This is a genomic window from Parasphingomonas frigoris (assembly GCF_036663815.1).
In the GTDB taxonomy this organism is placed as follows: Bacteria; Pseudomonadota; Alphaproteobacteria; order Sphingomonadales; family Sphingomonadaceae; genus Sphingomonas.
Window position 1 is genome coordinate 38,929 of the sequence record NZ_JAXOJQ010000008.1, and the last position, 22,380, is coordinate 61,308.

Here is a 22,380-nt window from a genome sequence, read left to right on the forward strand (position 1 = left end):
CCATGCGCGTTCTCTCCGGCATCCAGCCCACCGGCAACCTCCACCTCGGCAACTATCTCGGCGCGATCAAGCAGTGGGTCGCCATGCAGAACGCAATGGCGGCGGGCGACGAATGCCTGTTCTTCCTGGCCGACCTGCACGCGCTTTCGCAGCCGGTCGTCCCGGCCGAGCTCAACGCGCACACCACCGAGATGGCGGCGACCCTGCTCGCCTGCGGGATCGATCCGCAGCGCTCGATCCTGTTCAATCAGGCGCGCGTCCCTGCGCATTCGGCGCTCAACTGGATCCTCGGCGGTACCGCGCGGATGGGCTGGCTCAGCCGCATGACGCAGTGGAAGGACAAGGCCGGCAAGAAGGGCGAGACGCAGAGCGTCGGGCTCTTCACCTATCCTGTGCTCCAGGCCGCCGACGTGCTGCTCTATCAGGCGACGCACGTCCCGGTCGGCGAGGACCAGAAGCAGCATCTCGAACTGGCGCGCGATATCGCGGTCAAGTTCAACAGCGACTATGGCGAGACCTTCACGCTGCCCGAGCCGTTCATCTCGAAGGCCGCGCCACGCATCATGAGCCTGCGCGATGCGAGCGGGAAGATGTCGAAGTCGGATCCGAGCGATGCCTCGCGGATCAACCTGGTCGATTCGGACGAGCTGATCGCGAGCAAGATCCGCAAGGCCAAGTCGGATGCCGACGGGTTGCCGGGCGAGGTCGCGGGGCTTGCCGAGCGGCCCGAGGCGAAGAACCTCGTGACGATCTATGCAGCCCTCGAAGGCAGCACGCCCGAGGCGGTGCTGGCGCAGTTTGCCGGCCAGGGCTTCGGCGCGTTCAAGCCGGCACTCGCCGATCTGGCGGTGGCGACGCTCTCGCCGATCCGCGAGCGGCTGACGGCGTTGCTCGACGATCGTGCGGCGGTGAGCGCGGTGCTCGCCGATGGCGCGGCGCGCGCGGCGATTCTGGCCGCGCCGACGCTGGCGAAGGCGCAAGCGGCGGTGGGGTTGCAGGTCTAAGCGGCGAACGGGTTGCGGATCGTGAGACGGCCGTCGATGACGAGGCCGTCGTGCATGTCCTCGTACCACAGCGTGTCGCACTCGGCGTAAAATGCGGCGCCGACGATCGCGCAGTCGTAAAACGCAAAGCGGTGCCGTTCGCGAACCTCCAGCGCCAATTCATGAATCTCGATCGAGACTGGGATCGTCCGCATCGCGCCACGTATACCGGCTAGAAAAAAATCGAGTTGCGCCATCGACATCCCGAATTTGCGGGGCCCGACATTGGCAATCTTGTTAAGGACCTAAAAGCCGATAACGCCGCCCTTCGACAGAAGCGCCTCTGCATGATCGGCTTTGGGCGACGTGCCGGCAGCGAGATAGAGCGCGACGTTGCTATCGAAAAAACTACCGGGCATTAGCCTCATCGCGGTCGAACTTGACGTCTGCGGGCATCATGCCGCGAAACTTCCGCAGCCCTATGATCGCCTCTTCGGGCGTCATCTTGCGCGCGATGCGAAGCGAGCCGTCAAGTTGAACCCGAACATCGAACTCCTCGCCGAGCTCTACCGCAAGCGCCTCGACCATTTCCTTGGGCAACCGGACTGCGAAGTCGTCGCCCCACTTCGCCAACTGCGTCGCCTGTATCCGCTATGGACCCCGCCATACCGGAAATTCAGCCGAATCGCTATCCCTCGAGCTCGCGCAGCAGCACGCGCACCGCGGTGTCGACGTCGCGGTCGGTGTCGCGCAGTTCCTCGATGCGGCGGACCGCGTGGATCACCGTCGAATGGTCGCGGCCGCCAAACTTGCGGCCGATCTCGGGCAGCGAGCGCGTCGTCAGGCGCTTGGCGAGGTACATCGCGATCTGGCGCGGACGGGCCACGACGACCGCACGGCGGGCCGACACCAGGTCGACCGGCTTCAATTCGAAATGCGCCGAGACCGCCTTCTGGATCTCGTCGATCGTCACGCGCCGTTCGGCGCCGCGCAGGACGTCGCCGAGCGTCGCCACGGCGAATTCGAGGTCGACCTCGACACCGGTGAGCTGGGCGTAGGCGACGACGCGGTTGAGCGCGCCCTCGAGGTCGCGGATGCTCGCGGTAATGCGCGCGGCGAGCAGGTCGAGCACGTCGGCGGGCACGCGCGCGCCGGGCATGTCGACCAGCTTGCGCTCGAGCACCGCGCGGCGCAGCGCATGGTCGGGGCTCTTGATGTCGGCGACGAGGCCGCACGACAGCCGCGACATGATCCGCGCCTCGACCCCGTCGAGCCCCTGCGGGCAGCGGTCGGCCGAGATCACCAACCGCTTGCCGGCGCCCATCACCTCGTTGATGGTGTGGAAGAATTCTTCCTGCGTCGAATCCTTGCCGGCGATGAACTGCAGATCATCGACCAGCAGCAGATCGGCCGAGCGCAGCCGCAGCTTGAAGCTGTGCGTGTCGCGATTGCGCAGCGCCTGGACGAAATCGAACATGAAGCGCTCGGCCGACATCAGCAGTACGCGCGCCTCGGGGACGGCAGCGAGATAGGCTGCGCCGATCGCGTGCATCAGGTGGCTCTTGCCCTGCCCCGTGCCGCTGTGGAGGAACAAGGGGCTGAAGCGCGGCACGCCGGGCTCGGCGAGCGCCTTGGCGGCGTTGAACGCGACGCGGTTCGAGGCGTCGACGACGAAACGGTCGAAGGTGAAGCGCGGGTCGAGCGTCGGGCGGTCGGCGATCACCACCGGCTCGGCAGGTGCGGCCGGCGCCGAGAGCGATTCGACCGTCAGCACCGGCACCGGCGTTACGCCGACCCCGGTCTCGATCGACACGCTGCGCACGCTCGGCAGCAGCGCACGGAATTCCTGGAGCAAGCGGTCGCCATAATGGTTGCGGACCCAATTGGTCATGAACGCCGACGGCAGCGCGAGCTTGACCGTCTCGCGATCGGGGCCGGGCACCAAGCTGATCGGCTTGAGCCACTGGTCGAACAACCGCACGCCGGCGGATTCGCGCAGGTGCGTCCGCACCGTCTGCCATGCGCGCGCGACCGAATCGTCCTGCCCGCCGCCGAAGCTGGCATCGTGTACGATCGCCCCCCCGTATACCGTCAAGACCACACCAGAACCTTCATTTGCGAGCCGCGGCGCCGAGGCGCCACACCGCTGAATTAACGACAAAGCTCCCCCCAGGCGGAATCACGTCCGTCTGACATTTGCCATTCGAATAGAGACGCGAGACGGAAAAGCCTGCGCGACGGAGGGTCATTTATGAAGATCGCAGCGAGTCGAGCAAGAGGCCGACCTGTCACATTTTCTAAATAATGCCGGTTGACTCGGATCGAGCGAAGGTTTCGCGTCAAATTTCTCACAAGCCTCTGAAATCAAACAGCTTTGGCCATGACAGTTTGATGAAGCTTGTGCGAATCGCGGTAAATCCGCCGTTTGCTGCGCCGCACTGATTCGCGCGTTCGCGCAACGTTCGCGTCGCCCGCGATTTCGCTGGTGGACCAAGGCGACCCGCCCGCAGCGCCATCGCGGAACGACGACAAAAAGCCCGCCGGACCTGCATCCGACGGGCGTTTCAGCCAGTATTGACCGCTCGGGTCAGGCCAGCGCGGAAAGGCGCTTGGTCAGACGCGAGAATTTGCGGCTCGCGGTGTTCTTGTGCAGGACGCCCTTGGCGACGCCACGCATCAGCTCAGGCTGAACCATCGCCATCGCGGCGGTTGCAGCAGCCTTGTCGCCCGCTTCGAGTGCATTCTCGGCCTTCTTGACGAAGGTGCGAATGCGACCGGTGCGGTTGCCGTTCACGATGGTCCGCGCGGCGTTACGACGGATGCGCTTTTTCGCCTGTGGCGTGTTCGCCATGAAGCCCTCTGATCTGTAAATAAGAAAGGGCGGGAGTAAGCTCCCGGCCCCGGAAGCCGTGCGCCTTACGCAGAACGGGGGGGGCGGTCAATCATTTCTGGCATTTCGGGCACCAGAAAGTCGAGCGACCGCCTTCCGCATAGCGCTCGACCGTGCCGCCGCAGCTGCACGGCTCGCCCTCGCGACCATAGACCGCGAACTGCTTGGAGAAATAGCCGAGCTCGCCGTCGGGCCGCGCATAGTCGCGTAACGAAGACCCGCCCGCCTCGATCGCCGCAAGCAGCACATCGCGAATCGCCGGCACGAGTCGCGCCAGCTTGGCGCGCGACACGCTGCCGGCCGCGCGCTTGGGCGAGATCCGCGCGGCGAACAGCGCTTCGCAGACATAGATGTTGCCCAGTCCCGCAACGAGTCGCTGGTCGAGCAGCATCAGCTTGATCGAGGCGATTCGCCCGGCAAGTTTGGCGTGGAGATAGGGGACGGTCAGCTCGGGCCCGAGCGGTTCGGGGCCAAGCGCCTTGAACGCGGGAAACTCGGCGAGCGAATCGGTCGGCAGCAAGTCGACCGAGCCGAAGCGCCTCGGATCGTTGAGCGCGAGACGCTGCGTCGCGGTTTCGAGAATCAGATGATCGTGTGGCAACAGCTCGGACGGATCGACTCGCCACCGCCCCGACATGCCGAGATGGAAGATCATCGTGTCGCCGCGATCGGTGTCGATCAGCCCATATTTCGCGCGACGCGACAGGCCAGTGACGGTGGCGCCGGTCAGCCGCTGGCCGAGGTCCTCGGGAAACGGGCGCCGCAGATCGCCGCGGCGGGTCTGCACCAGCGTGATGCGCTGGCGCTCGAGCACGGGCCTGAGCCCCCGCACGGTAGTCTCGACTTCGGGAAGTTCTGGCATCCCCCGCTCCTGCCCGCTTCTGCTGTGCGGGCGCAAGTTTCGATGCCCGGATGGCGCGGCGCCGACCCTGACCAAGCGCTTCCCCGGCGAAGGCCGCATCAGCCCACGCCCGTGGCTATTTGGTGGAGCCGCAACGCAGCGGTTTGCGCTGCCGCTTTGCTCGGCTAGAGCGTGCGGCATGAACGATCCAAACTCTGGCACCGTCTCCTTCGGCTACGAAGACATCCCCGCCACCGAAAAGACTGCCCGCGTCGGCGGCGTCTTTTCCAGCGTCGCGCGCAGCTACGACATCATGAACGATGCGATGTCGGGCGGCATGCACCGCCTGTGGAAGGACCGCTTCGTGCGCCGCGTGAAGCCGCGCGACGGCGAGCAGATCCTCGACATGGCCGGCGGCACCGGCGACATCGCCTTCCGCCTCGCCGAATCGGGCGCGAGCGTGACCGTCGCCGACATCAACCCGGAGATGCTCGAAGTCGGCATGACCCGCGCCGCCAAGCGCGGCATCGACGGGCTGGTCTGGAGCGAAGCCAACGCCGAAACGCTGGTCTTCCCCGACCGCTTCTTCGATGCTTATACGATCGCCTTCGGCATCCGGAACGTCACCGACATCCCCAAGGCGCTGCGTGAAGCGAACCGCGTGCTGCGGCGTGGCGGGCGGTTCTTCTGCCTCGAATTCTCGACAACGCTGTGGCCGGGATTCGCCGACGTCTACGACGCTTATTCGCACAAGCTCGTCCCCAAGCTCGGCAAGCTGCTCGCGCAGGACGAGGACAGCTATCGCTATCTGATCGAGTCGATTCGTCGTTTCCCCGACATGCCAACCTTCGAAGGGATGATCCGCGACGCGGGCTTCGTGCAGACGGGCGTCGAACCGATGCTCGGCGGGCTGGTCGCGATCCACCACGGGTGGAAGATTTGATGGGGATTACCACACGTCCTCCCCTCCCTGGAAGGGAGGGGCTGGGGGTGGGTCGGCCCGTTGTCGAACGCAGCACCCACCTCATACCAACCCACCCCCAACCCCTCCCCTCCAGGGAGGGGAGTAGAAAATGACCGCCCCGGCAACCCACGTCTGGCGCCTGCTCAAATGGGGCCGCATCCTCGCGCGCCACGGCGCGCTCAGCGGCATCGAGCGCGATCAGAACACCCCGCTGCCGATCCGCCGCCTCGCCCGCATCGCCCGGATCGGCGCGCGTGTGCCGAAAGTGCCGCGCTATGCCGATGCGCTCCAGGCGATCGGCCCCGCCGCGATCAAGCTCGGCCAGACGCTCGCGACGCGCCCCGACATCGTCGGGGAGGCCGCCTCGAACGATCTGATGCGCCTCCAGGACGCGCTCCCGCCCGTTCCCTACGAGACGATCCACGCGGCGATGACGCGCGCCTTCGGGCGCGATCCGGCCGATCTGTTCGCCTCGATCGACCCCGTGCCGGTCGGCGCCGCGTCGATCGCGCAGGTCCACCGCGGCGTCACCACCGATGGCCGCACCGTCGCGATCAAGGTGCTGCGCCCCGGCGTCGAGGAGGATTTCGCCCGCGCGATCGAGACCTATCAATGGGCCGCGGCGCAGGTCGAGGGCTATGGCGGCGAGCTCGCCCGCCTGCGCCCGCGCCTCGTCATCGAGACCTTCAAGCGCTGGACCGCACGCGAGCTCGATCTGCGGCGCGAAGCCGCCTCGGCCTCCGAACTCGCCGACGCGATGACCGCCGAGCCTGATTTTCTGGTGCCCAAGATCGACTGGCAGCGCACCAGCGGCAAGGTGCTGACGCTCGAGTGGATCGACGGGATCAAGCTGTCGAACCGTCCCGCGCTCGTCGCCGCGGGCTATGACCTCAAGACGCTCGCCAACACGCTCGTCCACGCCTTCCTGCGCCAGGCGATCGCGGAAGGCTTCTTCCACGCCGACATGCACCAGGGAAACCTGTTCGCGCTGCCCGGCAACAAGATCGCGGCGATCGACTTCGGCATCATGGGTCGCATCGACCGGCGCGCGCGTGTCTGGCTCGCCGAGATCCTCTACGGGCTTATCACCGGCAACTATAAACGCGTCGCCGAAATCCATTTCGAGGCCGGCTATGTCCCGCCGCATCACAGTGTCGCCGAGTTCGCGACGGCGCTGCGTGCGGTCGGTGAACCGATGCGCGGCATGTCGGTCAAGGACATGTCGATCGGCATGATGCTCGACGGGCTGTTCAACATCACGCGCGATTTCGACATGCAGACGCAGCCGCATCTGCTGCTGCTGCAGAAGACGATGGTGATGGTCGAGGGCGTCGCGACGAGCCTCGATCCCGAGATCAATCTGTGGGACGCAGCGGCGCCGTTCGTGCGCGAATGGATCCGCACCGAGCTCGGCCCCGAGGCCGCGGTCGCCGACCGGCTGATCGAGGATTTCCGCACGCTCGCGCGCCTGCCCGAGCTGATCCGCAACATCGAGCGGCGCTATCCCAACCCGCCCGGCGCCCCGCCCGAGCCGCCGCTGCGCGAGATCGAGGTGGTGCGGATCGGCGGCGGCTGGCGCTATGCGCTGGTCGCGGTGCTGAGCGCCGGCGTCAGCCTCGGCGCCGGGTGGATGCTGTGGGGGTGAGACCGAGCCGCGCGCCGCTCTGGCTCGCCGCGCCGTCGCGTTTCGCGACCCTCACGCGCAACCAGGCGCGCCGCGTGCTCGCCGCGCTCGCCTTGCTGCTCGCGCTGTCGCTGACCGCGCTGGTCAGCGCGGGGCCGCTGACCGCGATGCACGACCCCGCCGACGCCGCGCGCGAGCAGACCGACATTGGCCTCTACACCAGCATCACCGAGGCGGTGCGGCATGGCGGCAATTACTATGCGGCGGCGGCCGCCGCGCAGCGCAGCTCGGGCTATCCGCTGCGGCCATTCGTGACGATGCGGCTGCCGACGCTGACGATGGTGCAGGCGACGCTGCCACGCTTCGTGACGCTCGCCTTGCTCTATGCACTCGCCGCGGGGGTGCTCTACAGCTGGTATCGCACGCTTCAGCCGGCGCTTGCCGGGCCGACGCCGCGGTTGATCGCGGTGCTGCTGGTGGCGTGCGGCGGCCTCGTCTTCGCGCGGCCCGATCTCGTCGCGTTTCACGAAATCTGGGCTGGTCTGCTGATCGCGCTGTCGCTCGGCCTGTGGCGCCGGGATCGCTGGATCGAGCCCGTCGCGATCGCCACCTGCGCGATGCTGATCCGCGAGACTGCCGCGCTCTATGCGATCGTCATGGCGCTGTGCGCGCTTTATGGCGGCCAGCGGCGCGAGACGGCCGGCTGGGGCATCGGGCTGCTCGCGTTCGGTGTCGCGGTGCTGGCGCATGCCTACGCGTGGTCGCTGGTGACGCGGCCCGACGATGCGGTTGGGCTCGGCTGGTCGGGGCTGCTCGGCTTCGGCTTCTTCTTCAAACTGACCGCCTTGCTCACCGCGCTCGCCGCGCTGCCGCTGTGGCTCGGCGCGCCGTTCGCCGCGCTCGGCCTGTTCGGCTGGAGCGCGTGGCGCGATCCGACGGCGCTGCGCGCGCTGGCGGTGGTCGTCGCTTATGCGCTGCTGATCGCGCTGTTCTGCCGTGCCGATACCAGTTATTGGGGGTTGATGGTCGCGCCGCTGTCCCTGATCGGTCTGATCTTTGTGCCCGACGCGCTGCGCGATCTCGTGGCGATCGCGCGCGACCGGCGCCGGATCACCGTCACGCGGATCACGCCATGAAGATCCTGCTGATCGTCGGCGGCGGCATCGCGGCGTACAAGGCGTGCGAGCTGATCCGGCTGTGCCGCAAGGCCGGGATCGGCGTCAAATGCGTGCTGACCGCGGGCGGCGCGCATTTCGTTACGCCGATGACGCTCGCCGCTTTGTCCGAGAATCAGGTCTACACCTCGCTGTGGGATCTGAAGGACGAGGCCGAGATGGGGCATATCCAGCTCAGCCGCGAGGCCGATCTCGTCGTCGTCGCCCCCGCCACCGCCGATCTGATGGCGAAGATGGCGGCGGGTATCGCCGACGATCTCGCGACGACGCTGCTGCTCGCGACCGACAAGGCGGTGCTCGCCGCGCCGGCGATGAACGTGCGGATGTGGCAGCATGCCGCGACCCGCCGCAACGTCGCCACGCTGCGCGGCGACGGCGTCACCGTGCTCGAACCCGACGAGGGCACGATGGCGTGCGGCGAATATGGCCCCGGCCGCCTGCCCGAGCCGGCGGCGATCCTCGCGGCGATCCAGGCGGCGCTGGCGCGCTGATGTCGCTTGCCGGACTGCACATGCTCGTCAACGCGGGCCCGACGCACGAGCCGATCGACCCGGTGCGCTATCTCGCCAATCGCTCGTCGGGCAAGCAGGGCTTCGCGATCGCGGGCGCGCTCGCCGCACTGGGCGCGCGCGTGACGCTGATCGCCGGCCCGGTCACGCTGCCCACCCCTGCCGGCGTGACGCGGATCGACGTCGAGACCGCGCGCGAAATGGCGGCGGCGGTCGAGGCCGCGCTCCCCGCCGATGCGGCGGTCCTCGTCGCTGCGGTCGCCGACTGGCGCGTCGAGGGCGCGGGGCAGAAGATCAAGAAGGGCGTGGACGGACCGCCGGTGCTGCGGCTGGTCGAGAATCCCGACATCCTCGCCGGACTCGCGCGCAACCCGCGCCGGCCGCGCTTGCTGATCGGTTTCGCCGCCGAGACCGAGCGCGTGATCGAGCACGCCACCGCCAAGCTGGTGCGCAAGCAGGTCGACTGGATCGTCGCCAACGACGTCTCGGGCGACGTGATGGGGGGTACCGCCAACACGGTGCACATCGTCACCGCCGCCGGTGTCGAAAGCTGGGAGCTGCTGAGCAAGGACGCCGTCGCCGCGCGGCTGGCCGAGCGGATCGCGGCGAGCCTGCAGCGCTAGGGCCTTTTTCGTCTGAGACTGATCCCCCAAATCCGTTCGGGCTGAGCTTGTCGAAGCCCTGCTCTTCCCTTGCACCAAAGGTCGCGCCGCGCGTGCGATCGCGGTAGGGGGCCGCGATGACCGTTCTCGACCGCCATGCCCACGACCTCGACGCGCTCGCGCTCTCCCACCGCCGCCGCACACTGACGCCGCGCGCCGGGCGCGACTTCGCCTCGAACGACTATCTCGGCCTCGCCGCGTCGCCGCGGCTGCGCGCGGCGGTGGCGGCGGCGCTGGCGCGCGGCGTGCCGATCGGATCGGGGGGGTCGCGGCTGCTGCGCGGCAACGATCCCGAGCATGAGGCGCTCGAGGCAGAAGCCGCCGCTTTCTTCGGGAGCGAGGCGGCGCTCTATTTCTCGAGCGGCTTTGCAGCGAACGCGGCGCTGTTCGCGACGCTGCCGCAGACCGGCGACCTGATCGTGCATGACGCGCTGATCCACGCCAGCGCGCATGACGGGATGCGGCTCGCGCGGGCCCCGGCGCAGAGCGTCGCGCATAACGACGCGCAGGCGTTCGACGATGCGATCGCCGCGTGGCGCCGCGCCGGCGGCACGGGGACGCCGTGGATCGCGGTCGAAAGCCTCTACAGCATGGACGGCGACCGCGCCCCGCTCGCCGATCTCGCGGCCATCGCCGAACGCCGCGGCGGGATGCTGCTGATCGACGAGGCGCACGCGACCGGCGTGTTCGGCCCCGACGGGCGCGGTCTGGCCGCCGCGCTCGACGGTCGCGATGACGTCGTCACGATGCGCACATGCGGCAAGGCGCTGGGTTGCGAGGGCGCGCTGGTGTGCGGGCCAGCGATCGTGCGCGACTTCCTGATCAATCGCGGGCGCGGCTTCATCTTCTCGACCGCCCCCTCCCCGCTGATGGCGAGCGCGGTGCGCGCGGGGCTGCACATCCTCGCCGACGAGCCCGAGCGGCGCACGCGCCTCGATACGCTGATCGCGCATGCTGGCGCGGTGCTCGCGCCGCTCGGGGCGACGGTGACAGGATCGCAGATCCTCCCGCTGATCGTCGGCGACGCGGAAGCGACGATGGCGCTCGCCGCGGGCCTGCAGGCGGCAGGCTTCGACGTGCGCGGCATCCGCCCGCCGACGGTGCCGCCGGGAAGCTCGCGGCTGCGCATCTCGATCACGCTCAACGTCGATATCGCCGATATCGACCGTCTCGCCATCTGCCTGGAAACCCTGTCATGATCGCCCGCATCGTCGTCACCGGCACCGACACCGACATCGGCAAGACGGTGTTCGCCGCCGCGCTCGCGGGTGCGCTCGGCGCGGCCTATTGGAAGCCGGTGCAGGCCGGGCTCGACGGCGGCAGCGACGCCGCGCGCGTCGCGGCGCTGAGCGGCCTGCCCGCGCGCCACATCCTGCCCGAGGCGTATCGGCTCGTCACACCCTGCTCGCCGCACCTGGCCGCGCAGATCGACGGCGTGACGATCGATGCCGAGGCGCTCGATCCGCCACCGCATGACGGCGCGATGGTGATCGAGGGGGCGGGCGGCGTGCTCGTGCCGGTCAACGACACGACGCTCTACGCCGACATCTTCGCACGCTGGGGCGATCCGGTGGTGCTCGTCGCGCGCACGGAGCTCGGCACGATCAACCACAGCTTGCTTTCGATCGAGGCGCTGCGGTCGCGCGGCGTGCCGATCCACGGCATCGCCTTCATCGGCGAACCGATCGAGGATAGCGAGGCGACGATCGCGCGGATCGGCGGCGTGCGCCGGCTCGGCCGCCTGCCGATCCTGCCGATGCTCGACCGCGCGAGCCTCGCCGCCGCCTTCGCCGCGCATTTCTCGATCGAGGATTTCCGATGAGCTCGCCCGTCTGGCACCCCTTCACCCAGCACGGGCTCGGCGAGTCGATCCCGCGCGTCACGCGCACGGAGGGGGCGTTTCTCTACACCGACGACGGTCGCCGGATCATCGATGCGATCTCGTCGTGGTGGGTGACGACACACGGCCATTGCCACCCCTCGATCATGGCGGCGATCGCCGATCAGGCGAGCAAGATGGACCAGATCATCTTCGCCGGCTGGACGCACGAACCCGCCGAGACGCTCGCGCAAGGGCTGGTGGAGATCATGCCGCCAGCGCTCGAGCACGTCTTTTTCTCGGACTCCGGCTCAACCGCGGTCGAGGTGGCGCTGAAGATGGCGCTCGGCTTCTGGGCGAATCGCGGCGCGCCGCGCAGCCGCATCCTTGTGCTCGAGCATAGCTATCATGGCGATACGATCGGCGCGATGTCGGTCGGCGCGCGCGGGGTCTACAACCAGGCCTATGCGCCGCTGCTGTTCGACGTCGGCACGATCCCCTACCCCGCCGCTGGTGCCGAACAGGCGACGCTCGACGCGCTAGAGCACGCCTGCCGCGCAAACCCCGCCGCGTTCATCGTTGAACCGCTCGTGCTCGGCGCGGGCGGGATGCTCTTCTATTCCCCGCACGTCCTCGCCGAGATGCGCGCGATCTGCGCGCGTCACGACGTGCTGTTCATCGCCGACGAGGTGATGACCGCGTGGGGCCGCACCGGCACGCTGCTGGCGTGCGAGCAGGCGGGCGTCGTGCCCGACATATTGTGCCTGTCGAAGGGCCTGACCGGAGGCGCCGTCCCGCTCGCGGTGACGATGGCGACGGCGGAGATCTTCGACGCGCACTATTCGTCCGACCGCTCGCGGATGTTCTTCCACTCGTCGAGCTACACCGCCAACCCGATCGCCTGCGCCGCCGCCAACGCCAACCTCGAAATCTGGAGCACCGAGCCGGTGCTCGATCGCGTCGCCGACCTGTCGCGGCGGCAGGCCGCCTGGGCCGCGCGGTTGAGCCAGCAGCCGACGATCCACAACGCCCGCGTCTGCGGGACGATCGCAGCATTCGAACTGGCGAGCGCGACCGGCACCTATCTCGACGGCCTCGGCCCGCGCCTGCTCGCCTTCTTCAAGGATCGCGACCTGTTGCTCCGCCCGCTTGGCAACACCGTCTATGTCATGCCGCCTTACTGCATCGACGAGGACAGCCTGACCGCGATCTATGCGGCGATTTCCGAAGCAAGCGAGACTGTCTGAAGCGCCACCGCACAGCTAATGATAACGCTATTGATAAGCGTTCGCAAATACGCCACTAGGCCCCCAAGATATCAAAGGGACCTACGAATGAAGCGTTTTGTCATCTCCGCGCTGCTGCTGAGCTCTGCCGCCTATGCCGCGCCGGCGATGGCGGAGGATGAGGCGAACGAGGACAATTCGATCGTCGTCACCGGCGCGCGTCCGCGCAGCGAGGCGACCGCTGGTACCAAAAACTCGGCTCCCCTTGCCGAAACCCCACAGTCGATCAGCGTGATCAGTGCGGACGACATCGCGGGTCTCGGCCTGTCGAACCTCAACCAGGCGCTGCGCTTCGTCGCCGGCGTCACCACCGAGCAGCGCGGATCGAGCGCCGAAGTCTATGACCAGTTCAAGCTGCGCGGGTTCGATGCGCCGCAATTCCTCGACGGGCTCAAGCTGATCGGCGGGGCAAGCTATCTAGAACCGCAGGTCGACGTCTCGCGGCTAGACCGGATCGAAGTGATCAAGGGCCCCGCATCGGTGCTCTACGGCCAGTCGGGCCCGGGCGGGCTCGTCGCGCTGTCGAGCAAGCTCCCGCTCGACAAGCCGCTCTACGGCGCGGTGTCGGGAACCTACGGTACCTACGACCTGTACCGTGCCGATGCCGATCTCGGCGGCAAGATCGGCGATTCGGTGCTGTGGCGCATCAACGGCAGCGTCAACGGCGCGCATACACAACAGACTTTCAGCGCACGCGAACGCCAGACCGTCTCGGGCGCGCTGACCTTCACTCTCGATCACGCGACCAAGCTGACGCTGCTCGGCGCCTATTCGAACGACCCGCAGAATGGCAGCTACGGTGTGTTCCCGGCCTCGGGCACCCTCCTCGCCAATCCCAACGGCAAGCTGCCGACGTCGACCGATTTTGGCGAGCCCGGCAATTATTTCGCGCGCGAGCAGGTCGCCGGCACCTACATCCTGACGCACCAGATCAACCCCGATTGGAACATCCGCGCCTCGGGCCGCTACCAGCATGGCACCTCGCGGCTCGGGATCGTCTATGCCGCGGGACCGCTGGTCGATGCCGCCACCAACCCCACTTCCGCGCTCTACAACCGCGCCTCCTACGCAACGCGCGAGCGCAGCGATTCGTGGGTGTTCGACAATCAGGTCCACGGTCGTTTCGCCACGGGCGCGGTGAAGCATGACGTGCTGTTCGGCGTCGATTACCAGACCGGCAACGCCCGCTCGATCAACGCCTTCGGCTCGGCGACCCCGCTCAACGGCTATGCCCCGGTGTATGGCACGATGGTCGTGCCGCAGAGCCCTGCGCAGGTGCCCGGCAATTTCGGCGTGACCGACAACAAGCCGCGCTCGAACCAGGCAGGCGTCTATGCGCAGGACGAACTCTCGCTCGGCGCATTGCGCGTGCTGCTCAGCGGACGCCAGGATTGGGCGTCGGTCCGCACCGGACCGAACACCGCGTCGCAGGACTCGCAAAAGTTCACCTATCGCGCCGGTGCGCTCTATACGCTGCCGTTCGGACTTGCGCCCTATGTCAGCTACTCGACCTCGTTCGAGCCCAACGGCACGCTGACGCAACCCGGCGGCTTGATCACCGTCGCCAAGCCCTCTGAGGGCAAGCAGATCGAGGCCGGCGCGAAATACACCGTGCCCGGCACGCAGATCCTCGTCACCGGCGCGTGGTTCCAGATCGACCAGACCAACCTGATCACCACCAACCCGGTGACCAACGTCTCGACGCAAAGCGGCAAGGTCCGCTCGACCGGGGTCGAGGTCGAGGCGAGGGCGCCGCTCCCGTACGGCTTCAACGCCAAGATCGCCTACAGCCGCCAAAAGGTGCGAACGATCGCCGATAGCAACCCCGCCAATATCGGCGCGGGGATCCTCGGCGTCGGGCGCGGCGGGGTGTCGGGCAATCTCGAATGGGCGCCGCGCGACGGCAAGTGGCAGGGCTTCGCGATCGGCGGCGCGGTGCGCCATGTCGACAGCATCTATGCCGGCACCCTCTACGACGCGTCGTTCACGCCGATCGCGACGCGCCAGAGCACGCCGGGCTTCACGCTGGTCGACGCGCTGCTGCGTTTCGATCTCGGCACGGTCGCGCCGCGCTTCGCCGGCGTGTCGCTCGGCGTCAACGCGCAGAACCTGTTCGACAAGAAGTATGTCACGACCTGCTATCTCGATTATGCCTGGTGCTGGTACGGCAACCGCCGCACCGTGCAGGGCACGATCGCCTATCGCTTCTGAGCGCCGAGGACGGAACGCATGATCCGGGACCGCCGCTGGCGCCGCCGCGCCGACACGACACTGCGGATCGTCGTGGCGATTCCCGGCGGCTATGCCGTGGCGAGCCTATGGGCGATGGCGCTCGCGCGGATTATCCCGGGCGGACCGGCTGAAGCGACCTTCACCGCGACACTCGTTGCCTTTGCCTTGTGCGCCTTCACCGCGATGTGGGCGTTCGCCGCGCGCAGCGGCGGGCGCGCGGCGTGGACGACGCTGCTCGCAGGCGGCATCGCCGCGGCGATCGCCTTCGGGTCGATCGCGCTGACGGGCCGCGCGTGAGCCGCGGTTTCCGCCAGAGCCAGGCGACGCTCCACACCTGGTCGGGGCTGCTCGTCGGCTGGGTGCTGTTCATCGTCTTCGTCACCGGCACGGCAGCCTATTGGCGCGAGGCGATCAACCGCTGGGCGCAGCCCGAACTGCCGCGGATCGAAAGCCCCGCGCGCGTCCTGCGCGGCGCACAGGCGCTCCTGCAACGTGAGGCGCCGAATGCCGCAAGCTGGTTCATCACCGTGCCGAGCACGCGCTCGGCGAGCGGGAGCGTCTTCTGGGTGCCGGGCGCCGACGCGCCGCCCAAGCCCGGTGAGACCAGCGCGCTGATCGACGCCAACGGCGACAAAGTCGTCGCGCGCGCGACCCGCGGCGGCGACTTCTTCTACCGCTTCCACTTCGACCTCCATTATGTGCCCTATTACGTGTCGCGCTGGATCGTCGGGATCTGCGCGATGGTCATGCTCGTCGCGATCCTCAGCGGGATCGTGACGCACAAGAAGATCTTCCGCGATTTCTTCACCTTCCGTGGTCGCAAAGGCCAGCGTTCGTGGCTCGACGGGCATGCCGCGGTCGCGGTGCTCGGCCTGCCCTTCCACCTGATGATCACCTATACCGGGCTCGTCACGCTGATGACGCTGCTGATGCCGTGGGCGGCGATCGCCAACTATACCGACCCCAACAGCTTTGCCGGCTTCGTCTATCCGCAGGCGCCGCCGGTCGAGCGCGCCGGCCGCGCGGCGCCGCTGGTCGATCTCGCGACGCTGCTGCGCGATGGCGAGCGGCGGCTCGGCGCGCCGGTTGATGTGGTATCGGTGACCGCGCCGGGCGACGCCTCGGCGCGCGTCACGCTGTCGCAGGCGCCGCGCGCGGGGCTGTCCAACTTCACGCCGAAGCTCGCTTATGACGGCGTGACCGGGCGCCTGCTCTGGGCCTCGCCGCGCCCCGGTGCCGCCGCGGTGACCGCCGGGGCGATGATCGGCCTTCACTCCGGCCGCTCTGCCGACGCGACGATCCGCTGGGTCTATTTCCTGTGCGGCATCGGCGGATCGGTGATGGTCGCAAGCGGGCTGGTGCTGTGGATCGTCAAGCGCCGCGAGAAACTGCCCGATCCCGCGCACCCCTATTTCGGTTTCCGGCTGGTCGAGCGCCTGAACATCGGCTTCGTCGCGGGCTTCCCCGCGGCGATGGTCGGCTTCTTGTGGGCCAACCGTCTGCTGCCGCTCGCCATGCCGGCGCGCGCCGATGCCGAGGTCAACGCGATGTTCCTGCTGTGGGGCGCGCTGCTGCTCCACGCCTTCACCCGCGCGACGCGCCCCGCCTGGGTCGAGCAACTGGCGCTGACCGCCGCCCTGCTGCTCGCCTTGCCGCTGTTCGACATGCTCGCGACCGGCAAGGGCCTCCCCGCGACGATCGCAGCGGGCGACTGGACGCTGGCGGGGGTCGATCTCACGCTGCTCGGCCTTGGGCTCGGCTATGCCTGGGCGGCACGCTCGGTATGGCGGCACCGCCCGGCGCAGCGCCGGACACGCCGGCTGGTCCCGGCCGAATGAGCGCGGCCTGCTTCCTCGTCGCGACACTTGCCTTCACGCTGTTCGCCTTTGCGACCGATCAGCATCATGGCAAGCGGCTGCGGCGCCCTTGCCCGAAGGGGCGCGCGCGGCTGCTGCGCGGCCTGGCCTGGACATGCCTGGCGCTCGACTTCGTGCTGTCGCTGCGCGCATGGGGCGGCGTGTTCGGCCCCATCGGCTGGGTCGCCACGATCATGGCCGGGGCCGCCGCCGCCTTCTGCGCGCTCAACGCCATTCCGGTGCGGAAATCCATGGCGCGCTGATCGGCGCGGACCTATTTGCGGCCTCGCGCTTTCATCCCGCGACCGCCCGGCGCACCTGCACCGGCCGCCGCCCCCGAGAGGATTTTCCATGCGTTACAACAAGCTTGGCCGTACCGGCCTGTTCGTCTCCGAATTGTGCCTCGGCACGATGACCTTCGGCGGCGGCGAGGACGACATGTGGGGCAAGATCGGCCGGCTCGGGCAGGACGAGGCCGACGCGCTGGTCCGCGTCGCTGTGGACGGCGGGATCAACTTCTTCGACACCGCCGACGTCTATTCGGACGGTCGCTCGGAGGAAATCACCGGCCAGGCGATCCGCAACCTCGGGCTCAAGCGCGAGGAGATCGTCGTCGCGACCAAGGCGTTCGGCCAGACGCATGACGGCCCCAACGGCCGCGGTGCCTCGCGCTATCGCCTGATCGACGCGTGCAAGGCGAGCCTCAAGCGGCTCCAGCTCGACCATATCGATCTCTACCAGATCCACGGCTTCGACCCCGCCACTCCGATCGAGGAAACGCTGCGCGCGCTCGATACGCTCGTCCAGCACGGCCACGTCCGCTATGTCGGCGTGTCGAACTGGGCGGCGTGGCAGATCGTCAAGGCGCTCGGCACGTCGGAGCGGCTCGGGCTGCACCGCTTCGCCTCGCTGCAGGCCTATTACACGCTCGCCAGCCGCGATCTCGAGCGCGAGATCGTGCCGATGCTCGCCTCCGAAGAGGTCGGCCTGATGGTGTGGAGCCCGCTCGCCGGCGGCTTCCTGTCGGGCAAATATGATCGTGCCGACGAGAGCAAGGCCGACGGCCGCCGCGCGCAGTTCGACTTCCCGCCGCTCGACAAGGATCGCGGTTACGGTGTGATCGACCTGATGCGCCCGATCGCCGCGGCGAAGGGCGTGTCGGTCGCGCAGATCGCGCTCGCCTGGCTGCTCCACCAGCGCGTCGTGTCGAGCGTGATCGTCGGCGCCAAGCGGCCCGACCAGCTGACCGACAATCTCGCCGCGACCGAGGTGACGCTGTCGGACGCCGAGCTCGAGACGCTCGGCGATGCGAGCGCGCTGCCGGCGGAATATCCCGGTTGGATGTTCGAGCGGCAGGGCGAATATCGCCGCGGGCTGCTCGACGCACAGCGCTGAGCTCTGGCGGGGCGGCGGCGTGGGGCTTAAGGGGGCGGACATGACCGACCCGCTCGACCGTATCGCCGCCGCGCTCGAGCGGCTCGCGCCGCCGCCGCCCGCCAATGCCGATCCGCTCACGCACCCTGCCTATGTCTGGCGCGGCGCGGTGCTCGAGCCGGTGCGCGATTTCCGGCCGTTGCCGCTCGAGCGCCTCCACGGCATCGACGCGCAGCGCCGCGCGATGCTCGACAATGCGCGCCACCTCGCCGCCAAGGCCGCGGCGCACGACGTACTGCTGTGGGGCGCGCGCGGGACAGGCAAGTCGGCGCTGGTCAAGGCGGTGACCGGCGCGGTGCGGGCCGAGGGCGGCGCGCTCGCCTTGGTCGAGATCGTGACGGCGCAGCTCGACACGCTGCCGGCGCTGTTCGCGGCAATCGCCGACGTGCCACGCGCCTTCCTGCTGTTTCTCGACGATCTCGGCTTCGATGCCGCCGCCGACGGGCGGGCGCTGCGCTCGATGCTCGATGGTGGCGCCGAAGCGCGCCCGGCCAATGCGCGGCTGGTCGTGACCTCCAACCGCCGCCACCTCGTCCCGCGCGAAATGATCGACCAGCCGACGATGGTTAATCCGCGCGACGCCGCCGACGACGCCCTCGCGCTCGCCGACCGCTTCGGATTGAGCCTGGGTTTCCATGTCGTCGACCAGGATGGCTATCTCGCGATCGTTGCCGGCTATGCCGCGGCGTACGATCTGCCGTTCGATGCTGGCGACGCGGTCGGCTGGGCGACACGGCGCGGTGCGCGGTCGGGGCGCGTGGCGTGGCATTATATTGTCGAGCTGGCCGGGCGAAACGGGCGTTCGCTCGAGCGGTGATACCCTTTGGGGGTTCCCTACCGGTCGCCCTGAGCTTGTCGAAGCGCCCCCGCCGCGCACTCGCCGCGCGCGATAAGGGCAGTGCTTCGACAAGCTCAGCACGAACGGGGGTAAAGTAGTCCGCGCTAGCGTCGCTGGCGCGTGACCCCCTTACAGGTCGAGCTTGCCCTTCAACTCGTCGATCCGCTGCGAGGCTTCGGCCTTGCTGAGATCGGCGGGGGGCGCCTCGACATGCGCCTCTTCGCTGAGCGTGGTGAGATAGGAGGCCTGCGCGCCGGTCATCGGGTCGCCGCCCGAAACCCACTGCGCGGGATCCTTCTCGGTGGTCGAATCGGGATGCTCGTCGAGTTTGGGATTGTGAACGGGATCGGCCATGGTACATCTCGCATGTTGCTGGTATGTTCTCAACCGACGAGCGACCGCACGGTTCCCGCCGGTTGCGCTTTCACCCGGCCCGCCTTCGACAGGCGGCGCCCGTCTTGCTATGAGCCGCCCATGACCAAACCGATCACGATCGCCCTCAAGCGCCTTCCGCATGGCGAAGCGCTGCCCCTGCCGGCTTACGCGACAGACGGCGCCGCGGGGATGGATGTCGTCGCCGCCGAAGCCCTCACGCTCGCCCCCGGCGCGCGTGCCGCGGTCGCGACGGGTTTCGCGATCGCCATCCCGGCAGGCTATGAGGTGCAGGTGCGCCCGCGCTCTGGGCTCGCGCTGAAACATGGCGTGACCTGCCTCAACACCCCCGGTACGATCGACAGCGACTATCGCGGCGAGGTGAAGGTGATCCTCGCCAACCTCGGCGACGCGCCCTTCGAGATCGCGCGCGGCGACCGGATCGCCCAACTCGTTCCGGCCCCGGTTCAACGCGCGCTGCTGGACGAGGTCGCCAGCCTCGACGATACCATCCGCGGAACCGGGGGTTTCGGGTCGACGGGACGATGATTGCTTTTCTTCTGCTCCAGGCTGCCGAGCTTCCGGCGGTCCCGGTCGATTGGGCGACGCTTGCGCCCTTGCCCTATGTCACCCCGCCACGGTTGACGCAGCAACTCACCACTTTCGTCGCCGACGAGGTCACCGCCAACCGCTGTGCGGTCGCCAAGCCCGCCGACGGCCATTATGTCGTCCGGGTCGACGTCGCGGCGCTGGTCGCGAGCGACGGCGTGGTGCGCCGCACGGTGCCGCACGCGATCGCCTGCCCGACCGTCGAGCAATATGCCGCCGGGCTCGTCGCTGGCTTTGCGCGCAGCAATCTCGCGGTCCGCACGACCACCGGCGACACCTGGTATCGCGCGACGATCGTCTTCGATTGGCGCGGATGACGCTGTCCGACGCCGAACTCGAGCGCTACGCCCGTCACATCGTGCTGCGCGAGGTCGGCGGCGCCGGCCAGGCGCGGCTGCGCGGCGCCAGCGTCGCGATCGTCGGCGCGGGCGGGATCGGCAGCCCCGCGATCCAATATCTCGCCGCCGCCGGTGTCGGCCGGCTGGTGCTGATCGACGACGATCGCGTCGACCTCTCCAATCTCCAGAGACAGACGCTGTTCGGCGACGCCGATCTCGGCACGTCGAAGGTCGCCGCAGCGGCGCGCGCGGTTGCGCGGCTGACCCCACACGTCACGCTCGCGCTGCACGCCACCCGGCTGACCCCCGCCACCGCCGCATCGCTCCTCGGCGGAGTCGATGTGGTGCTCGACGGGACCGACAGTTTCGCGACGCGGCTCGCGGTGGCCGATGCCGCGCACGCGTTGCGCATCCCGCTCGTCTCCTCGGCGGTCGGGCAGTTCGAGGGGCAGCTCGCCACCTTCCGCGGATGGGAAGCCGACAAGCCCTGCTACCGCTGCTTCGTCGGCGGCGCGGTCGACCAGGCCGGCGACAGCTGCGCCGACCAGGGCGTGCTCGGCGCGATGACCGGGGTGATGGGGAGCCTCGCCGCGCTTGAGACGATGCGCGCGATCGTCGGCTTCGGCGATGACAGCGCGGGCAAGCTGCTGCTGGTCGACGCGCTCGCCTTCCGCTTCCGCACGATCGCGCTGCCGAAAGATCCGGGCTGCGCCGGGTGCGGTTAACGCGCTCGCAACGCAACCGCGCTACGACCGCTGCATGACACCAGCCCGCGTCCTCTTGATCTTCGGCACCCGCCCCGAAGCGATCAAACTCTTTCCGGTCATCGCCGCGCTCCAGCAGACTGCCGGGATCACCGTCCGCACCTGCGTCACCGCGCAACATCGCGGTCTGCTCGACCAGGTGCTCGCGATCGCCGGGGTGACGCCCGACATCGATCTCGACCTGATGGAACCCGGCCAGTCGCTCGACCGCCTGACCGCGCGCCTGCTGGTCGGGCTCGGCGACGTGATGGATGCCGAAAAGCCCGATCGCGTGATCGTCCAGGGCGACACCGCGACCGCGATGGTCGGCGCGCTCGCGGCCTATTATCGCAAGGTTCCCGTCAGCCATGTCGAGGCCGGGCTGCGCTCGGGCGACATCTACCATCCCTGGCCCGAGGAGGTGAACCGCCGGATCGTCGCGCCGATCGCCGACCAGCATTTCGCGCCGACCGAGACGGCCGCGAGCGCGCTGCGCCGCGAGAATATCGCGCCCGAGACGATCCACGTCACCGGCAACACCGTGATCGATGCGCTGCACGCAACACGCGCACGGCTCGCTGCTGATCCGACGCTCGCCAGTGGGCTCGACGCCATCGCCGCGCGCTTCGCGGGCAAGCGCATCATCCTCGTCACCACGCATCGCCGCGAGAATTTCGGAGGCGGGATGGATAATATCGCCCACGCGCTCGCCCGCATCGCCGAGCGCGACGACGTCGCGATCCTGTTCCCGATGCACCCCAACCCCAATGTCGTCGCGGCGATGGAGCGCGTGCTCGGCGAGCGGCCCAACGTCGCGCGGATCGACCCGCTCGATTACCCGCACTTCATCCGCGCACTCGACCTGTGCCACCTCGCGCTGACCGATTCGGGCGGTGTGCAGGAGGAAGCGCCCGCGCTCGCCAAGCCGGTGCTGGTGATGCGCGAGACGACCGAGCGGCCCGAGGGCGTCGAGGCCGGCACCGCCAAGCTCGTCGGCACCGATCCCGACCGCATCGTCGCCGAGGTCGCTGCGCTGCTCGACGACCCCGCCGCTTATGCCGCGATGGCGCGCGCGCACAATCCGTTCGGCGACGGCCATGCCAGCGCGCGGATCGCGACGATCATCGGCGAATGGGCAATCCGCCGCTAGGGTGGCATGAGCCCTTTTGCGAAATCTTCATCCTCGCCCGGCACACCAACCCCGC

At 68.6% G+C, this 22,380-nt stretch carries 23 protein-coding genes and 1 pseudogene; 18 read left to right on the forward strand and 6 right to left on the reverse strand.

Features of this window, described 5'->3' with window-relative positions:
• The first annotated feature begins 2 nt into the window (after positions 1 to 2).
• Positions 3 to 1,004 carry a tryptophan--tRNA ligase gene (gene trpS / locus U1872_RS19250; protein ID WP_332794541.1) on the forward strand — a complete coding sequence of 334 codons (1,002 nt, stop codon included), beginning with the start codon at positions 3 to 5 and terminating at the stop codon, positions 1,002 to 1,004.
• On the opposite strand, the gene U1872_RS19255 is transcribed toward trpS, so the two are convergent.
• The 5 genes from U1872_RS19255 to mutM all read right to left on the reverse strand — a co-directional run bounded on the left by U1872_RS19255 (position 1,001) and on the right by mutM (position 4,735).
• Positions 1,001 to 1,198: a PIN domain-containing protein gene (locus U1872_RS19255; protein ID WP_332794542.1), complete on the reverse strand. Its 198-nt coding sequence runs from the start codon at positions 1,196 to 1,198 to the stop codon at positions 1,001 to 1,003. The two genes, trpS and U1872_RS19255, sit on opposite strands and share 4 nt — an antisense overlap.
• 193 nt (positions 1,199 to 1,391) lie before the next feature.
• Positions 1,392 to 1,616: an AbrB/MazE/SpoVT family DNA-binding domain-containing protein gene (locus U1872_RS19260; protein ID WP_332794543.1), complete on the reverse strand. Its 225-nt coding sequence runs from the start codon at positions 1,614 to 1,616 to the stop codon at positions 1,392 to 1,394.
• A 55-nt stretch (positions 1,617 to 1,671) separates the two neighbouring features.
• A complete protein-coding gene (gene dnaA / locus U1872_RS19265) occupies positions 1,672 to 3,084 on the reverse strand; it encodes a chromosomal replication initiator protein DnaA (RefSeq protein WP_332794544.1) in 1,413 nt (470 codons plus the stop codon).
• Between the two features lie 486 nt (positions 3,085 to 3,570).
• Complete coding sequence (gene rpsT / locus U1872_RS19270; RefSeq protein WP_332794545.1) at positions 3,571 to 3,834, reverse strand: 30S ribosomal protein S20; 264 nt, start codon at positions 3,832 to 3,834, stop codon at positions 3,571 to 3,573.
• A 91-nt stretch (positions 3,835 to 3,925) separates the two neighbouring features.
• Complete coding sequence (mutM, locus tag U1872_RS19275; RefSeq protein WP_332794546.1) at positions 3,926 to 4,735, reverse strand: bifunctional DNA-formamidopyrimidine glycosylase/DNA-(apurinic or apyrimidinic site) lyase; 810 nt, start codon at positions 4,733 to 4,735, stop codon at positions 3,926 to 3,928.
• Between the two features lie 178 nt (positions 4,736 to 4,913).
• Between mutM and U1872_RS19280 the strand changes: the two genes are divergently transcribed.
• The 13 genes and pseudogenes from U1872_RS19280 to U1872_RS19340 all read left to right on the forward strand — a co-directional run bounded on the left by U1872_RS19280 (position 4,914) and on the right by U1872_RS19340 (position 19,092).
• Complete coding sequence (locus U1872_RS19280) at positions 4,914 to 5,657, forward strand: class I SAM-dependent methyltransferase (RefSeq protein ID WP_332794547.1); 744 nt, start codon at positions 4,914 to 4,916, stop codon at positions 5,655 to 5,657.
• Between the two features lie 130 nt (positions 5,658 to 5,787).
• Positions 5,788 to 7,323 carry a 2-polyprenylphenol 6-hydroxylase gene (ubiB, locus tag U1872_RS19285; RefSeq protein WP_332794548.1) on the forward strand — a complete coding sequence of 512 codons (1,536 nt, stop codon included), beginning with the start codon at positions 5,788 to 5,790 and terminating at the stop codon, positions 7,321 to 7,323.
• A complete protein-coding gene (locus tag U1872_RS19290) occupies positions 7,320 to 8,438 on the forward strand; it encodes a hypothetical protein (RefSeq protein WP_332794549.1) in 1,119 nt (372 codons plus the stop codon). The genes ubiB and U1872_RS19290 overlap by 4 nt, the downstream gene beginning before the upstream one ends.
• Positions 8,435 to 9,609: pseudogene (gene coaBC, locus U1872_RS19295) on the forward strand (bifunctional phosphopantothenoylcysteine decarboxylase/phosphopantothenate--cysteine ligase CoaBC). The gene U1872_RS19290 and the pseudogene coaBC overlap by 4 nt, the downstream one beginning before the upstream one ends.
• A 116-nt stretch (positions 9,610 to 9,725) precedes the next feature.
• Entirely contained in the window at positions 9,726 to 10,847 is a 1,122-nt protein-coding gene (locus U1872_RS19300; RefSeq protein ID WP_332794550.1) for an 8-amino-7-oxononanoate synthase, read from the forward strand.
• On the forward strand, positions 10,844 to 11,470 hold the full coding sequence (gene bioD, locus U1872_RS19305) for a dethiobiotin synthase (protein WP_332794551.1): 627 nt from the start codon (positions 10,844 to 10,846) through the stop codon (positions 11,468 to 11,470). Before U1872_RS19300 ends, bioD begins: the two co-directional genes overlap by 4 nt.
• Positions 11,467 to 12,714, forward strand: a complete 1,248-nt coding sequence (locus U1872_RS19310) for an adenosylmethionine--8-amino-7-oxononanoate transaminase (RefSeq protein WP_332794552.1) — start codon at positions 11,467 to 11,469, stop codon at positions 12,712 to 12,714. The genes bioD and U1872_RS19310 overlap by 4 nt, the downstream gene beginning before the upstream one ends.
• Positions 12,715 to 12,801: 87 nt before the next feature.
• Positions 12,802 to 14,964 carry a TonB-dependent siderophore receptor gene (locus tag U1872_RS19315; protein WP_332794553.1) on the forward strand — a complete coding sequence of 721 codons (2,163 nt, stop codon included), beginning with the start codon at positions 12,802 to 12,804 and terminating at the stop codon, positions 14,962 to 14,964.
• Between the two features lie 18 nt (positions 14,965 to 14,982).
• The gene (locus tag U1872_RS19320) at positions 14,983 to 15,282 is read left to right on the forward strand and encodes a hypothetical protein (protein ID WP_332794554.1); all 300 of its coding nucleotides are present in this window, start codon (positions 14,983 to 14,985) and stop codon (positions 15,280 to 15,282) included.
• Positions 15,279 to 16,823, forward strand: coding sequence for a PepSY-associated TM helix domain-containing protein (locus U1872_RS19325; RefSeq protein ID WP_332794555.1), 1,545 nt, complete (start codon positions 15,279 to 15,281; stop codon positions 16,821 to 16,823). Before U1872_RS19320 ends, U1872_RS19325 begins: the two co-directional genes overlap by 4 nt.
• Complete coding sequence (locus tag U1872_RS19330) at positions 16,820 to 17,104, forward strand: DUF3325 domain-containing protein (protein WP_332794556.1); 285 nt, start codon at positions 16,820 to 16,822, stop codon at positions 17,102 to 17,104. Before U1872_RS19325 ends, U1872_RS19330 begins: the two co-directional genes overlap by 4 nt.
• 88 nt (positions 17,105 to 17,192) lie before the next feature.
• Complete coding sequence (locus U1872_RS19335) at positions 17,193 to 18,236, forward strand: aldo/keto reductase (protein ID WP_332794557.1); 1,044 nt, start codon at positions 17,193 to 17,195, stop codon at positions 18,234 to 18,236.
• Positions 18,237 to 18,276: 40 nt separating this feature from the next.
• Positions 18,277 to 19,092, forward strand: a complete 816-nt coding sequence (locus tag U1872_RS19340) for a DUF815 domain-containing protein (protein WP_332794558.1) — start codon at positions 18,277 to 18,279, stop codon at positions 19,090 to 19,092.
• A gap of 150 nt (positions 19,093 to 19,242) precedes the next feature.
• Here U1872_RS19340 and U1872_RS19345 read toward each other — a convergent pair whose 3' ends face one another.
• Positions 19,243 to 19,467: a DUF3072 domain-containing protein gene (locus U1872_RS19345; protein ID WP_332794559.1), complete on the reverse strand. Its 225-nt coding sequence runs from the start codon at positions 19,465 to 19,467 to the stop codon at positions 19,243 to 19,245.
• A 120-nt stretch (positions 19,468 to 19,587) separates the two neighbouring features.
• Between U1872_RS19345 and dut the strand changes: the two genes are divergently transcribed.
• From dut to wecB, 4 genes are read left to right on the forward strand one after another with little or no spacing between them, the layout of a single operon-like run.
• Positions 19,588 to 20,034, forward strand: coding sequence for a dUTP diphosphatase (gene dut / locus U1872_RS19350; protein ID WP_332794560.1), 447 nt, complete (start codon positions 19,588 to 19,590; stop codon positions 20,032 to 20,034).
• On the forward strand, positions 20,031 to 20,411 hold the full coding sequence (locus U1872_RS19355; protein ID WP_332794561.1) for a hypothetical protein: 381 nt from the start codon (positions 20,031 to 20,033) through the stop codon (positions 20,409 to 20,411). Before dut ends, U1872_RS19355 begins: the two co-directional genes overlap by 4 nt.
• Entirely contained in the window at positions 20,408 to 21,157 is a 750-nt protein-coding gene (locus U1872_RS19360) for a HesA/MoeB/ThiF family protein (RefSeq protein WP_332794562.1), read from the forward strand. Before U1872_RS19355 ends, U1872_RS19360 begins: the two co-directional genes overlap by 4 nt.
• Before the next feature lie 34 nt (positions 21,158 to 21,191).
• Positions 21,192 to 22,325 carry a non-hydrolyzing UDP-N-acetylglucosamine 2-epimerase gene (gene wecB, locus U1872_RS19365; protein ID WP_332794563.1) on the forward strand — a complete coding sequence of 378 codons (1,134 nt, stop codon included), beginning with the start codon at positions 21,192 to 21,194 and terminating at the stop codon, positions 22,323 to 22,325.
• Positions 22,326 to 22,380: the final 55 nt, after the last annotated feature.

What these genes read in the sequence shown, in the direction of transcription:
- U1872_RS19340 (WP_332794558.1), top strand. Translation starts at nt 18,277, where the DNA reads ATGACCGACCCGCTCGACCGTATCGCCGCCGCGCTCGAGCGGCTCGCG.
- U1872_RS19320 (WP_332794554.1), top strand. Translation starts at nt 14,983, where the DNA reads ATGATCCGGGACCGCCGCTGGCGCCGCCGCGCCGACACGACACTGCGG.
- trpS (WP_332794541.1), top strand. Translation starts at nt 3, where the DNA reads ATGCGCGTTCTCTCCGGCATCCAGCCCACCGGCAACCTCCACCTCGGC.
- U1872_RS19280 (WP_332794547.1), top strand. Translation starts at nt 4,914, where the DNA reads ATGAACGATCCAAACTCTGGCACCGTCTCCTTCGGCTACGAAGACATC.
- mutM (WP_332794546.1), bottom strand. Translation starts at nt 4,735, where the DNA reads ATGCCAGAACTTCCCGAAGTCGAGACTACCGTGCGGGGGCTCAGGCCC.
- dut (WP_332794560.1), top strand. Translation starts at nt 19,588, where the DNA reads ATGACCAAACCGATCACGATCGCCCTCAAGCGCCTTCCGCATGGCGAA.
- U1872_RS19300 (WP_332794550.1), top strand. Translation starts at nt 9,726, where the DNA reads ATGACCGTTCTCGACCGCCATGCCCACGACCTCGACGCGCTCGCGCTC.
- wecB (WP_332794563.1), top strand. Translation starts at nt 21,192, where the DNA reads ATGACACCAGCCCGCGTCCTCTTGATCTTCGGCACCCGCCCCGAAGCG.
- U1872_RS19345 (WP_332794559.1), bottom strand. Translation starts at nt 19,467, where the DNA reads ATGGCCGATCCCGTTCACAATCCCAAACTCGACGAGCATCCCGATTCG.
- bioD (WP_332794551.1), top strand. Translation starts at nt 10,844, where the DNA reads ATGATCGCCCGCATCGTCGTCACCGGCACCGACACCGACATCGGCAAG.
- U1872_RS19255 (WP_332794542.1), bottom strand. Translation starts at nt 1,198, where the DNA reads ATGCGGACGATCCCAGTCTCGATCGAGATTCATGAATTGGCGCTGGAG.
- U1872_RS19335 (WP_332794557.1), top strand. Translation starts at nt 17,193, where the DNA reads ATGCGTTACAACAAGCTTGGCCGTACCGGCCTGTTCGTCTCCGAATTG.
- U1872_RS19330 (WP_332794556.1), top strand. Translation starts at nt 16,820, where the DNA reads ATGAGCGCGGCCTGCTTCCTCGTCGCGACACTTGCCTTCACGCTGTTC.
- ubiB (WP_332794548.1), top strand. Translation starts at nt 5,788, where the DNA reads ATGACCGCCCCGGCAACCCACGTCTGGCGCCTGCTCAAATGGGGCCGC.
- U1872_RS19310 (WP_332794552.1), top strand. Translation starts at nt 11,467, where the DNA reads ATGAGCTCGCCCGTCTGGCACCCCTTCACCCAGCACGGGCTCGGCGAG.
- U1872_RS19315 (WP_332794553.1), top strand. Translation starts at nt 12,802, where the DNA reads ATGAAGCGTTTTGTCATCTCCGCGCTGCTGCTGAGCTCTGCCGCCTAT.
- rpsT (WP_332794545.1), bottom strand. Translation starts at nt 3,834, where the DNA reads ATGGCGAACACGCCACAGGCGAAAAAGCGCATCCGTCGTAACGCCGCG.
- U1872_RS19360 (WP_332794562.1), top strand. Translation starts at nt 20,408, where the DNA reads ATGACGCTGTCCGACGCCGAACTCGAGCGCTACGCCCGTCACATCGTG.
- U1872_RS19355 (WP_332794561.1), top strand. Translation starts at nt 20,031, where the DNA reads ATGATTGCTTTTCTTCTGCTCCAGGCTGCCGAGCTTCCGGCGGTCCCG.